This is a genomic window from Enterobacter cloacae complex sp. CARB60 (genome assembly GCF_036487345.1).
In the GTDB taxonomy this organism is placed as follows: domain Bacteria; phylum Pseudomonadota; class Gammaproteobacteria; order Enterobacterales; family Enterobacteriaceae; genus Enterobacter; species Enterobacter asburiae_D.
In genome coordinates this window covers 2,677,777-2,690,433 of sequence record NZ_JAZKLC010000002.1, presented here as the reverse complement: position 1 = coordinate 2,690,433, position 12,657 = coordinate 2,677,777, and the positions used below count along the sequence as shown (strand labels likewise).

The 12,657-nt window shown below is 56.6% G+C and carries 13 protein-coding genes; 8 read left to right on the top strand and 5 right to left on the bottom strand.

The features are described from left to right. The first annotated feature begins 1 nt into the window (after window position 1). From sufC to ldtE, 5 genes are all read left to right on the top strand, one after another. On the top strand, window positions 2-748 hold the full coding sequence (gene sufC / locus V4835_RS13795; RefSeq protein ID WP_063142936.1) for a Fe-S cluster assembly ATPase SufC: 747 nt from the start codon (window positions 2-4) through the stop codon (window positions 746-748). Further along, on the top strand, window positions 723-1,994 hold the full coding sequence (gene sufD, locus V4835_RS13790) for a Fe-S cluster assembly protein SufD (protein ID WP_331412503.1): 1,272 nt from the start codon (window positions 723-725) through the stop codon (window positions 1,992-1,994). Before sufC ends, sufD begins: the two co-directional genes overlap by 26 nt. Then, window positions 1,991-3,211: a cysteine desulfurase SufS gene (sufS, locus tag V4835_RS13785; RefSeq protein WP_331412502.1), complete on the top strand. Its 1,221-nt coding sequence runs from the start codon at window positions 1,991-1,993 to the stop codon at window positions 3,209-3,211. The genes sufD and sufS overlap by 4 nt, the downstream gene beginning before the upstream one ends. Before the next feature lie 14 nt (window positions 3,212-3,225). Further along, a complete protein-coding gene (gene sufE, locus V4835_RS13780) occupies window positions 3,226-3,642 on the top strand; it encodes a cysteine desulfuration protein SufE (RefSeq protein ID WP_196365924.1) in 417 nt (138 codons plus the stop codon). 97 nt (window positions 3,643-3,739) lie between these two features. Continuing rightward, window positions 3,740-4,753 (top strand): L,D-transpeptidase LdtE, encoded by a 1,014-nt coding sequence (gene ldtE, locus V4835_RS13775; RefSeq protein ID WP_063142940.1) that lies wholly within the window; start codon window positions 3,740-3,742, stop codon window positions 4,751-4,753. A 60-nt stretch (window positions 4,754-4,813) separates the two neighbouring features. Here the strand turns inward: ldtE and lpp are convergent, their stop codons facing one another. The 5 genes from lpp to V4835_RS13755 form a co-directional block, all read right to left on the bottom strand. Continuing rightward, complete coding sequence (lpp, locus tag V4835_RS13770) at window positions 4,814-5,050, bottom strand: murein lipoprotein Lpp (RefSeq protein WP_010430241.1); 237 nt, start codon at window positions 5,048-5,050, stop codon at window positions 4,814-4,816. A gap of 308 nt (window positions 5,051-5,358) precedes the next feature. Continuing rightward, a complete protein-coding gene (pykF, locus tag V4835_RS13765; RefSeq protein ID WP_023335415.1) occupies window positions 5,359-6,780 on the bottom strand; it encodes a pyruvate kinase PykF in 1,422 nt (473 codons plus the stop codon). 7 nt (window positions 6,781-6,787) lie between these two features. Next, a complete protein-coding gene (gene ynhH / locus V4835_RS24425) occupies window positions 6,788-7,084 on the bottom strand; it encodes a protein YnhH (protein ID WP_418921897.1) in 297 nt (98 codons plus the stop codon). Between the two features lie 73 nt (window positions 7,085-7,157). Then, entirely contained in the window at window positions 7,158-8,303 is a 1,146-nt protein-coding gene (locus V4835_RS13760; RefSeq protein WP_331412501.1) for a trans-sulfuration enzyme family protein, read from the bottom strand. An 11-nt stretch (window positions 8,304-8,314) separates the two neighbouring features. Further along, window positions 8,315-9,685 (bottom strand): cystathionine beta-synthase, encoded by a 1,371-nt coding sequence (locus V4835_RS13755; protein ID WP_331412500.1) that lies wholly within the window; start codon window positions 9,683-9,685, stop codon window positions 8,315-8,317. Between the two features lie 400 nt (window positions 9,686-10,085). Here V4835_RS13755 and V4835_RS13750 point away from each other — a divergent pair, with 400 nt between their 5' ends. Genes V4835_RS13750 through V4835_RS13740 form a run of 3 tightly spaced genes read left to right on the top strand, consistent with a single transcriptional unit; the run spans window position 10,086 to window position 12,605 of the window. Beyond that, the gene (locus V4835_RS13750; RefSeq protein ID WP_331412499.1) at window positions 10,086-11,108 is read left to right on the top strand and encodes a methionine ABC transporter ATP-binding protein; all 1,023 of its coding nucleotides are present in this window, start codon (window positions 10,086-10,088) and stop codon (window positions 11,106-11,108) included. Continuing rightward, complete coding sequence (locus tag V4835_RS13745; RefSeq protein WP_063142944.1) at window positions 11,101-11,769, top strand: methionine ABC transporter permease; 669 nt, start codon at window positions 11,101-11,103, stop codon at window positions 11,767-11,769. Before V4835_RS13750 ends, V4835_RS13745 begins: the two co-directional genes overlap by 8 nt. Before the next feature lie 23 nt (window positions 11,770-11,792). Next, window positions 11,793-12,605, top strand: a complete 813-nt coding sequence (locus V4835_RS13740) for a MetQ/NlpA family ABC transporter substrate-binding protein (RefSeq protein ID WP_063142945.1) — start codon at window positions 11,793-11,795, stop codon at window positions 12,603-12,605. Window positions 12,606-12,657: the final 52 nt, after the last annotated feature.

The window sequence follows — 12,657 nt, the reverse complement described above, 5'->3', positions numbered from 1 at the left end:
CATGTTACGTATTAAAGATTTACAGGTTAGCGTAGAAGACAAAGCCATCCTGCGTGGCCTCAATTTTGACGTCAAGCCGGGTGAAGTCCACGCCATCATGGGGCCGAACGGTTCCGGGAAAAGTACGCTTTCTGCGACGCTGGCGGGCCGCGAAGATTATGAGGTAACCAACGGCTCGGTCGAGTTTAACGGCAAAGATCTGCTGGAGATGTCACCGGAAGACCGCGCGGGAGAGGGCATCTTTATGGCCTTCCAGTACCCGGTCGAAATTCCGGGCGTCAGCAACCAGTTCTTCCTGCAGACGGCGCTGAATGCGGTGCGCAAGTATCGCGGCCTGGAGGCGCTGGACCGCTTCGACTTCCAGGACCTGATGGAAGAGAAGATCAAGCTGCTGAAAATGCCGGAGGATCTGCTGACCCGTTCGGTGAACGTTGGCTTTTCCGGCGGCGAGAAAAAGCGTAACGACATTCTGCAGATGGCGGTGCTGGAGCCCGAGCTGTGCATTCTGGATGAGACCGACTCCGGTCTGGATATCGACGCCCTGAAGATTGTCGCTGACGGGGTGAACTCCCTGCGCGACGGCAAGCGTTCGTTCATTATCGTCACCCACTACCAGCGCATTCTGGACTACATCAAGCCGGATTACGTTCACGTGCTTTACCAGGGGCGCATTGTGAAATCCGGTGATTTCACGCTGGTTAAACAACTGGAGGAGCAGGGTTATGGCTGGCTTACCGAACAGCAGTAATGCGCTCCAGCAGTGGCACAGGCTGTTTGAAGCCCAGGGCGGCACGCGTTCTGAGCAGGCGCAGCAGCATCTGCAGCAGATGCTGCGTCTCGGCCTGCCGACGCGTAAGCATGAGAACTGGAAGTACACCCCGCTTGATGGCCTGCTGAACGCCGAGTTTGTGACCCGACTGGCGGATCTCACGCCTGCGCAGCGTGACGCGCTGGCAGTGCGCGTGGATGCCGTGCGCCTGGTGTTTGTCGATGGCGCGTTCCGTCCGGAGCTGAGCGACGCGCTTCAGGCGAGCGGATTTGAGATTGAGATAAACGACGATCGCCAGTCCCTGAGCGCCCCGGTTCAGCCTGAGGTTTTCCTGCACCTGACCGAGAGTCTGGCCCGCGGCGTGACGCACATCCGCGTGAAGCGTAACCAGCGTCCGGCAAAACCGCTGCTGCTGATGCACATCACCCAGGGGCTGGACGGCGATGAAATCAATACCGCGCACTATCGCCACCATCTTGAGCTGGCGGAGGGGGCGGAGGCCACGGTAATCGAACATTACGTAAGCCTCAACGAGACGCGCCATTTTACCGGTTCGCGTCTGACGATGAACGTTGCCGCCAATGCGCAGCTTCACCACGTCAAGCTGGCGTTTGAAAATGCGCAGAGCCACCACTTTGCCCACAACGACATTGTGCTGGGTCAGGATGCCGCGGCGTACAGCCATAGCTTCCTGCTCGGCGGGGCGGTGCTGCGCCACAACACCAGCACGCAGCTTAACGGTGAAAACACCACGCTGCGCATCAACAGCCTGGCGATGCCGGTTAAATCAGAGGTGTGCGACACGCGCACCTGGCTGGAGCACAACAAGGGCTACTGCAACAGCCGCCAGCTGCATAAAACCATCGTCAGCGACAGAGGTCGCGCGGTGTTTAACGGACTGATTAACGTGGCGCAGCACGCCATTAAAACCGACGGGCAGATGACCAACAACAACCTGCTGTTAGGCCGCCTGGCGGAGGTGGACACCAAACCGCAGCTGGAGATCTACGCCGACGACGTGAAGTGCAGCCACGGTGCGACGGTCGGGCGGATCGACGATGAGCAGATGTTCTACCTGCGTTCCCGCGGCATCGACGAGCAGGCGGCGCAGAAAATGATTATCTATGCGTTTGCCGCCGAACTGACGGAAGCGCTGCCCGATGGTCAGTTAAAACAGCAGGTGCTGGCGCGTATCGGCCAGCGTCTGCCTGGAGGCGAAGCATGAGTTTTCCCGTCGAGAAAGTGCGGGCAGATTTCCCGGTTCTGACCCGTGAAGTAAACGGTCTTCCTCTGGCCTATCTGGACAGTGCGGCCAGCGCCCAGAAGCCGAATCAGGTGGTGGATGCGGAAGCCGAGTTTTATCGCCACGGCTACGCCGCCGTGCATCGCGGTATCCATACCCTGAGCGCCGAGGCGACCCAGCGTATGGAAAACGTGCGTACGCAGCTGGCCGCCTTCCTCAATGCAGGTTCGCCTGAAGAGCTGGTCTTCGTGCGCGGAACCACCGAGGGGATCAACCTTGTCGCTAACAGCTGGGGCAACGCGCAGGTCCACGCGGGGGATAACATCATCATCACCCAGATGGAGCACCACGCCAATATCGTGCCGTGGCAGATGCTTTGCGAGCGCGTTGGCGCGCAGCTGCGGGTGATCCCGCTGAACGCCGACGGGACGCTGCAGCTCGAGCAGCTTGACGCACTGCTTGACGATAAAACGCGGCTGGTGGCGGTCACCCAGGTCTCCAACGTGCTGGGGACGGAAAACCCGGTGGCAGAGATTGTCGAAAAGGCCCATCGGGCGGGCGCGAAGGTGCTGATTGACGGCGCTCAGGCGGTGATGCACCACGCGGTTGACGTCCAGGCGCTGGACTGCGATTTCTACGTCTTTTCAGGCCACAAGCTCTATGGGCCGACCGGGATTGGCGTGCTGTACGTTAAAGAGGCAATCCTGCAGGCGATGCCGCCGTGGGAAGGGGGCGGGTCGATGATCGCCACCGTTAGCCTGACGGAAGGCACTACCTATGCCCGAGCGCCGTGGCGTTTTGAGGCGGGCACGCCCAACACCGGCGGGATTATCGGTTTGGGGGCGGCGGTTTCTTATGTCTCCGCAATCGGCCTTGATAGCATTCAGGAGTACGAACAGCTGCTGATGCACTATGCGCTTGCGGAGCTTTCCAGCGTGCCGGATCTGACCCTCTACGGGCCTTCCGACCGGCAAGGGGTGATTGCGTTCAATCTCGGGAAACATCACGCCTATGACGTGGGCAGTTTCCTCGATAACTACGGCGTGGCGGTCCGTACCGGGCACCACTGCGCGATGCCGCTGATGGCGTTTTACCAGGTACCGGCAATGTGCCGCGCGTCGCTGGTGATGTACAACACAACGGAAGAGGTCGACAGGCTGGTGGCGGGGCTTAAGCGCATTCATCAGCTGCTGGGCTAACGGAGAGGCGAAAGATGGCGGAACTGCCGGACAAAGATAAATTACTGCGCAACTTCTCGCGTTGCGCAAACTGGGAAGAGAAGTATCTCTATATCATTGAGCTGGGACAGCGTTTATCGCCACTCAGCGAAGAGGCGCATACCCCGGAGAACAGTATTCAGGGCTGTCAGAGCCAGGTGTGGATTGTGATGGCGCAGTCGGACGACGGCACTATCGAACTGCACGGCGACAGCGATGCGGCAATTGTAAAAGGGCTTATTGCGGTCGTCTTTATTCTTTATCACCGGATGTCGGCGCAGGATATTGTCGCGTTCGACGTCCGTCCGTGGTTTGAAAAAATGGCCCTGACCCAACACCTCACCCCGTCTCGTTCCCAGGGACTGGAAGCGATGATTCGCGCCATTCGCGCCAAAGCTGCAATCCTTAGCTAGACTTACAGAACAGCATTCATTCTGTTTCGCGAGGTGGTTCCCGCCTCGCTGGTTTTTCAGCTTTCTGGCGTTCTGCCAGTGAATAAGGAATCTCAGCATGAAGCGCGCGTCTCTAATAACTCTATTACTCCTCAGTTCGCTCGGCGCCCTTAATTCGGCCCGCGCGATGGACTATCCATTGCCGCCCGCAGGCAGTCGTCTGATTGGGCAAAATCAAACCTACACGATACAGGAAGGTGATAATAAGCTTCAGACCATCGCCCGCCGGTTTAATACGGCGGCGCAGGTGATCCTGGAAACGAACAATACCATTGCGCCGGTAAACCCTGCGCCGGGAACCGTCATTACCATCCCGTCGCAGATGCTGCTGCCGGACACGCCGCGCGAGGGCATTGTGGTGAACCTCGCAGAGCTTCGGCTCTACTACTTCCCGCCGGGAGAAAATATCGTTCAGGTCTTCCCGCTCGGCATCGGACAGCTGGGGCTGGAAACGCCGGTCACGACCACCCGCGTGAGCCAGAAAATCCCGAATCCCACCTGGACACCTACGCCGGGCATCAGAGCACGCTCTCTGGAGCAGGGAATTAAATTACCGCCTGTGGTGCCTGCTGGGCCAAATAACCCTCTGGGACGCTTCGCACTGCGTTTAGGCGTGGGTAATGGGGAATATCTCATCCACGGCACCAGCGCGCCGGACAGCGTCGGCCTGCGGGTCAGCTCCGGCTGTATGCGGATGAATGCCCCGGACATTAAAGCCCTGTTCGAACAGGTGCGGGTGGGCACGCGGGTACAGATTATCAATGAACCGGTGAAGTTCGCCGTGGAGCCGGATGGTAAACGCTATATCGAAGTCCACCGCCCGCTGGCGCAGGCTGAGGGAGAAAACCCGCAGGTCTCTCCTATTACCCATTCCGCAGACTTTGCGACCTTTGTTTCTCAGGCGGGAAGCGATAAAGCGCTGATCGATCGCGCCCTGTCACGCCGTGCCGGGATCCCGGTTATCGTGTCGTCAGGTAGCGGTCCGTCAGCCAGCAATAGCGTGCTGTCGGTGCAGAACAGTCGGGTGTCCGCAGCGGTAGCGGAAGATGAAGGGGAGAAGGTGACGCAGTAGCCGTTTGACGCAGGCAAAAAAAATGGCGCACAATGTGCGCCATTTTATTAACAGGTACTATTACTTACGGTATTTAGTAGCCTGGTTGTCCAGACGCTGGTTAGCGCGAGCTGCGTCATCTTTAGCAGCCTGAACGTCGGAACGGATTGCGTTCACGTCGTTGCTCAGCTGGTCAACTTTAGCGTTCAGAGTCTGAACGTCAGAAGACAGCTGATCGATTTTAGCGTTGCTGGAGCAACCAGCCAGCAGAGTAGAACCCAGGATTACCGCGCCCAGTACCAGTTTAGTACGATTCATTATTAATACCCTCTAGATTGAGTTAATCTCCATGTAGCGTTACAAGTATTACACAAAGTTTTTTGGGTTGAGAATATTTTTTTGATGGGAATACACCTATTTTTGATCGTTCGCTCAAAGAAGCATCGAATCAGCCCTTTTTGGGCAAAAATCTATGTAAAAAAAGGCATTTATCATCGGATTCATCTTAGATAATTCGCAATTAAATAGAGAAACCCGATTTGCAATTTGAATGACTTTGGCTAATGCCAGGAATAAAAAAAGCGCCCGGAGGCGCTTTTTATCAAAATTAATTCGTTCGGGAATTATTACAGCACGTGAACAGATGCGGTATTGGTGGTTCCGCTTGGTACCAGCGCGCCAGAAACCATGACCACAACGTCACCTTTCTGTGCCAGACCGCGATCAACCAGTTCCAGCGCCACTTCTTTACCCAGACGGTAGAAATCATCCGTAGACGCGATCTCTTTCACCAGGTGAGGGATCACGCCTTTGCTCAGCACCAGCTGACGGGCAGTGGTTTCGTTGGTGGTCAGCGCCAGGATAGTCGCGTCCGGGAAGTATTTACGCACCGCGCGAGCAGATTTACCGCCCTGGGTGGCAACCACGATCAGCGGCGCTTCCAGTTTCTCAGCCGTTTCTACAGCACCGCGGCATACTGCTTCGGTGATGCGCAGCTTGCGGCTGTCGTTGTTGTAGTCCAGACGGCTTTTCATTACGCGGTCGGTACGTTCGCAGATGGTGGCCATGATGGACACCGCTTCCAGCGGATATTTACCTTTCGCGGATTCGCCTGACAGCATAACGGCATCAGTACCGTCGAGGATGGCGTTTGCCACGTCGCCTGCTTCTGCGCGGGTTGGGCGTGGGTTTTTGATCATGGAGTCCAGCATCTGCGTTGCGGTGATAACCACTTTACGCGCGCGAACACATTTCTCGATCATCATCTTCTGCGCGAAGATCACTTCTTCAACCGGGATTTCTACGCCCAGGTCGCCACGTGCAACCATGATACCGTCAGACGCTTCGAGGATTTCGTCGAAGTTGTTCAGGCCTTCCTGGTTTTCAATTTTGGAGATGATCTGGATCTTCTCGCCGCCGTGCGCTTTCAGGTGCTCACGGATTTCAACCACGTCGGAACGCTTACGGATGAAGGATGCGGCAACAAAGTCAACGCCTTGTTCGCAGCCGAAGATCAGGTCCTGTTTGTCTTTTTCAGCCAGGGCTGGCAGCGCGATGGAAACGCCCGGCAGGTTAACGCCTTTGTTTTCGCCCAGGTCGCCGTTGTTCAGCACTTTACAGATAACCTTGTTACCTTCGATCGCGGTGACTTCCATACCGATCAGGCCATCGTCCACCAGCACGGTGTTACCGACGGACAGATCGCTGGTGAAGCCTTCGTAGGTCACTGCAACGATTTCGCTGTTGCCGACAACGGATTTGTCGGTGGTGAAGGTGAAGGTCTGGCCCGCTTTCAGGGAAACGTCGTTACCGCCTTCCAGTTTGATGGTACGGATTTCTGGACCTTTGGTATCCAGCAGGATGGCCGCTTTTTTACCGGTCTTGCTCATCACGTTGCGCAAGTTCTGGATACGCTGACCGTGTTCTGCATAGTCACCGTGGGAGAAGTTCAGACGCATCACGTTCATGCCGGCGTCCAGCATCTTGGTCAGCATCTCTTCAGATTCGGTTTTCGGGCCGATAGTACAAACAATTTTCGTCTTTTTCATGACAGTCTTAGTCTTTAAGTTGGGAAGGATATGGAAATCTCGCTCCGGGGGCGCACCGCCGCGGAGTCAAACCTGTGTTGCAAAAGAGTATATGACACGCACTAAGGATAGGAGACATCAAATGAGCGTGCAGAAGAAAGTGTGCCTGAGTGACAGCCCAACGAAGGAGAGGAGAAGTTGTACGTTGTTTTTTGTATTCCAAGCGCTGAAACCATTCACCAGGGATTAGGCGCGCATTATACGCTGATTTTAAGATAAAAGGAAAATGGAAACGGTGTTTCAGAAATAATCTATGCAGTTTCACATAATATTGTTATCAAGGCGTTAAGCCATGATGACAACTTATGGCGGCAGATGATTGACCTGCCGCGTTTTGCTTATTTTTGCAGCGCCCGGCTGAGGTCGGCAATCAGGTCTTTGGGATCTTCAATCCCAACTGACAAACGGATCAGCTGCGGCACAATGCCGTTTGCGAGGCGTTGCTCCAGCGGTATCGAGGCGTGCGTCATGCTGTAAGGCTGGCTCACCAGACTTTCCACGCCGCCGAGGCTTTCCGCGAGAGTGAACAGCTTCAGGTTGCGAATCACCTCGGTGGCGCGTTGCGCATCGCCTTTTACCACGACGGAAATCATGCCGCCGGGCAGCGCCATCTGCGTGCGGGCAAGCTGATATTGCGGATGTGATTCCAGGCCGGGATAGAAAACTTTTTCGACCAGAGGATGCTGATCGAGCCATTGCGCAATCGTCAGCGCGTTGGTGCTGTGCTTTTCTACCCTCAACGCAAGCGTGCGAATACCGCGCAGCGTCAGGAAGCTGCTGAACGGATCCAGGATGCCGCCCACCGCGTTTTGCAGATAGCCCAGCTTATCCGCCAGTTCCTTGTTATCCCCGACAATCGCCAGCCCGGCCACCACGTCAGAATGGCCGTTCAGGTATTTGGTGGCGGAGTGCACCACGATATCGAAACCCGACTCCAGCGGACGGTGGATCACCGGCGACGCGAAGGTGTTATCCGCCACGCTGATGACGTTATGACGACGGGCGATCGCCGCAATCGCCGCCAGATCGGCCAGCTTCAGCAGCGGGTTGGTCGGCGTTTCGACCCATACCATGCGGGTATCCGGGCGAATGGCGGCCTCAAGACCGGCCAGGTCGTCCGGTTTAACCCAGCTGACCTGCAGGCCGGTGCTGCGCTTGCGCACGTTTTCAATCAGGCGGTACGTCCCACCGTAAACGTCATCAATGGCGACAATATGGCTGTCTTTATCCAGCAGTTCGAGCACCGTGGAGATGGCCGCCAGACCGGAGGCGAAGGCGTAGCCGCGCGTGCCGCCTTCCAGTTCGGCGATGGCGGTTTCCAGCGCGTGGCGGGTGGGGTTGCCGCTGCGGGAATACTCATAGCCGGTATGCTCGCCGGGTGACGGTTGCGCAAACGTTGATGTGGCGTAAATCGGCGGCATGACGGCGCCGTGCTGGTCGTTGAACTCGCCGCTGTGTACGCTCAGGGTAGCCAGGTTTTTCATCATCTATTCCTTTATTGCTGAAGACGGTTGCGCCAGGCGGTCAGAACGTCGCTGCGCGTAATCAGACCGAGAAAACGGTCGTTGTCATTAATCACGGCCACCAGACCGCGGTCGAAGATGGCGTTCAGGGCGCTTTCCGGGGCGTGTTTATCCAGGAACTCCACCTGACGCGTCATGGCTGCCGTCACCGGAAGCGCGAAGCGATCGCCGTCGCCGCCGATATGCCGCAGGAGATCCCACTCGTCGATAATGCCCACCACCTTGCCGTTCTCCAGCACCGGCAGCTGGGAGATGTCATACAGGCGCATGCGTGCCAGTACGGTGGAGAGCGTGTCGTCCGGGGCGGCGGTGACGGTGGCGCCTTCATCATGGCGCAGGGCGATGTAGTCAGAGAGATCGCCAGCCTGAGGGCGCGTGATGAGCCCTTGCTGACGCATCCAGTCATCGTTGAACATCTTCGAGAGGTACTTATTGCCGCTGTCGCAGGCGAAGGTCACCACGCGTTTCGGCGCGGTCTGCGCCTGGCAATATTTCAGCGCGGCCGCCAGCAACGTGCCGCTGGAGGAACCCGCCAGAATGCCTTCCGTTTTCAGCAGATCGCGCGCGGTGGTGAAGGCTTCGCGGTCGGTAATGCGCCAGGCGCGATTCACCCCTTCAATGTGGGCCAGCGGCGGAATAAAGTCTTCGCCAATACCCTCGACCAGCCATGAGCCCGCGTCGTGGTAACGTCCGGTCTCCACCTGGTCGGCCAGAACGGAACCGGCCGGGTCAGCCAGGACAAACTCCGTGTGCGGAGAGTGCTCGGCGAACCACGCCTGCAGGCCGCCCAGCGTACAGCCTGAGCCGACGCCCACCACGATGGCGTCGATCCTGCCGTCAAGCTGCTCGAACAGCTCCGGTGCCGTGGTGGTGCGGTGCGCCAGCGGGTTGGCTTCGTTATTGAACTGGTCGATGTAAAACGCGCCGGGCAGCTCGTTGGCCAGGCGCTGGGCGTAATCCTGGTAATAGGCGGGGTGGCCTTTGTTGACGTCGGAGCGGGTCAGCACCACCTGGGCACCCAGCGCGCGCAGGTGGAAAATCTTCTCGCGGCTCATTTTGTCCGGCACCACCAGGATCAGCGAGTAGCCTTTCTGGGCGGCGATCAGCGCCAGGCCGAGACCGGTATTCCCCGCAGTTGCCTCAATAATCGTGCCGCCCGGCTGCAGCTGCCCGGTACGCTCCGCTTCGTTAATCATCGACAGCGCAACGCGATCCTTAATGGAACCGCCCGGATTCTGGTTTTCCAGCTTCAGAAACAGCGAGCAGGGACCGGTATCAAGCTTGTGCAGCTGGATAAGCGGGGTACGACCAATCAGTTCAGTGACGGAGTGATAAATCGTCATGATGTTTTCCTTTCTGGATGTCATGACGGGATGATAGGGCGGTGAAATTTTCTCAATAAAGAACCATTCACTGCTCTTTAGAACAGAAAAGAATATATATGCCATTTTTGGAAGTCAGGACAGCAAGACGTAAAGTTGTCTGGATGTGAGGATGGCTATATCGGCATGAAATGCTGCAAAAATGACCGTTTTTCGCGGGCATCTACCGGCAGATATGCATCCGGCAGAAAATCATTGCTGAAATTGGTCTAAATGCTTCCCACCCGCTTAATCCGCTGTTTATTTCTGAAAGTTATAACAAATTCTTTTTTGGTCATTTAAAACCTGATAACGCCTGTTTACTATCGTTTGGACATCCATACTGCTAAACAGCCATGCGCGAAGCGGATAAAGAATAAGAATGATTGTACTCAGGAATATCTCGAAAATTTTTGACAACGGAAAGGTTGCGCTGACTGCCGTTGATAACGTCAATTTGACGATAGAGCAGGGACAGATTTACGGAATTATCGGCTACAGCGGAGCCGGGAAAAGCACGCTGATTCGTCTGCTGAACGGACTGGAAAAACCCAGCGCCGGAAGCGTCACCATTAACGGGCAGGACATCTCTGCTGCGAAGGGTGAAGCGCTGCGCCAGGCGCGTCTGAAAATCAGCATGGTGTTCCAGCACTTCAACCTGCTGTGGTCACGCACGGTGAGCGAGAATATCGCTTTCTCGATGCAAATCGCCGGTGTGCCAAAAGCCAATATCAAGGCGCGCGTCGCCGAGCTGGTGGCGCTGGTTGGCCTGAAGGGGCGTGAGAACGCCTACCCGTCCCAGCTGAGCGGCGGGCAAAAGCAGCGCGTCGGTATTGCGCGTGCGCTGGCTAACAGCCCTGACGTGCTGCTCTGCGATGAGGCCACCTCCGCGCTCGATCCGCAGACCACCGATCAGATACTCGATCTGCTGCTGGATATTAACCGTCGTTTCAAGCTGACCATCGTGCTGATCACGCACGAGATGCACGTGGTGCGCAAAATCTGCGACCGCGTGGCGGTGATGGAGAACGGTAAAGTCGTGGAAGAGGGCGACGTGCTGAGCGTCTTTACCCATCCGCAGCAGCCGATTACGCAGCAGTTTGTCCGCCAGGTGAGCCAGTACGCCGAAGAGGAAACCTTCAATACCGAACTGGCAAAGGATCTGGAAGGCACGGTCATCAGGCTGACCTTTACCGGGCACAGCACCCATAAGCCGATCGTGGGTGAACTGACCCTGCGCTACGGCCTGCCGTTTAACATCCTGCACGGCAAAATGACGCAAACCGCCCACGGCGTGTTTGGTCAGCTCTGGGTACATGTAGTGGCATCCGATGAACAACTGAACAATATCCTCGCCGACCTGCAGCACAGCGATATTGAAGGCGAGGTGATTAAACATGGCTGAGAATCTCTTTCCGCATCTCAAGTGGGATCAGCTCTGGGCGGCGACGCTGGAGACGCTGTACATGACCGCACTGTCCGGCGTGGCGACGTTTGTGCTGGGTCTCGTGCTGGGGCTGGCGCTGTTTTTAACCGCGCGCGGCGGGCTGTTCCACAACCGCACGGTCTACAGCGTCATTTCGATTGTGGTGAACGTGTTCCGCTCTATTCCGTTCATCATTCTGATCGTCCTGCTGATCCCGTTCACCAAGACCGTCGTCGGCACCATTCTTGGCGCCAACGCGGCGCTGCCGGCGCTGATTGTGGGCGCCGCACCGTTCTACGCACGCCTGGTGGAGATCGCCCTGCGTGAAGTGGATAAAGGCGTCATAGAAGCAACGCGCTCGATGGGCGCACGACTGAGCACGTTAGTGTTTCGGGTTTTACTGCCGGAATCATCACCTGCACTGGTATCAGGTATTACGGTGACGCTAATTGCGCTGGTGAGCTACAGCGCAATGGCGGGGGTGATTGGCGCCGGTGGTTTGGGAAATCTGGCTTATCTGGAAGGATTCCAGCGCAACCATGGTGACGTCACGCTGGTGGCAACGGTGACCATTCTGATCATCGTTTTCATTATCCAGTTCTGCGGCGATGTCATTACTTCACTGTTAGATAAACGCTAATAAATACACACAGGAACCACATCATGAAAAAGACACTGACACTGATCGCCGCCGCAACCCTGAGCGCCCTGAGCTTCGCCTCCTGGGCCGACACCCTGACCGTGGGCGCATCCAACACGCCGCACGCCGAAATTCTGGAGCAGGCAAAGCCGATTCTGGCGAAGCAGGGTATCGACCTGGAGATTAAACCGTTCCAGGACTACATTCTGCCGAACACCGCGCTGGCGGGTCATGACATCGACGCGAACTATTTCCAGCACATTCCTTACCTGAACAGCGTGCTGAAAGATCATGCGGGCGATAAAGACTACGATTTTGTCAGTGCGGGCGCGATCCACATTGAGCCAATCGGCATCTACTCCAAAAAATACAAGTCGCTGAAGGACCTGCCGGAAGGTGGCAAGATCATCATGCGTGACGCGGTTTCTGAAGAAGGGCGCATTCTCTCCATCTTCGAGAAAGAGGGCGTGATCAAGCTGAAGCCGGGCATCGATAAAGTGACCGCGCGCATCAGCGACATCGTCGAGAACCCGAAAAAGCTGAAGTTCACGCCTAACGTTGAAGCCTCTCTGCTGCCGCAGATGTACAACAACGACGAAGGTGCTGCGGTGGTGATCAACGCCAACTACGCGATTGACGCGGGTCTGGACCCGGTTCACGACCCGATTGCGGTAGAGAGCGGTGAAAACAACCCGTACGCCAACATCATTACCGTGCACCGCGGTGACGAGAAGAAGAAAGATATCGTCGCGCTGGTGAACGTGCTGCACTCGAAAGAGATTCAGGACTGGATCCGCACCAAGTACAAAGGCGCGGTTATTCCAGTAAACAACTAATTTACTGATTTTACAGATGAAGCCCGGCGAGTCTCTCGCCGGGCTTCTTTTT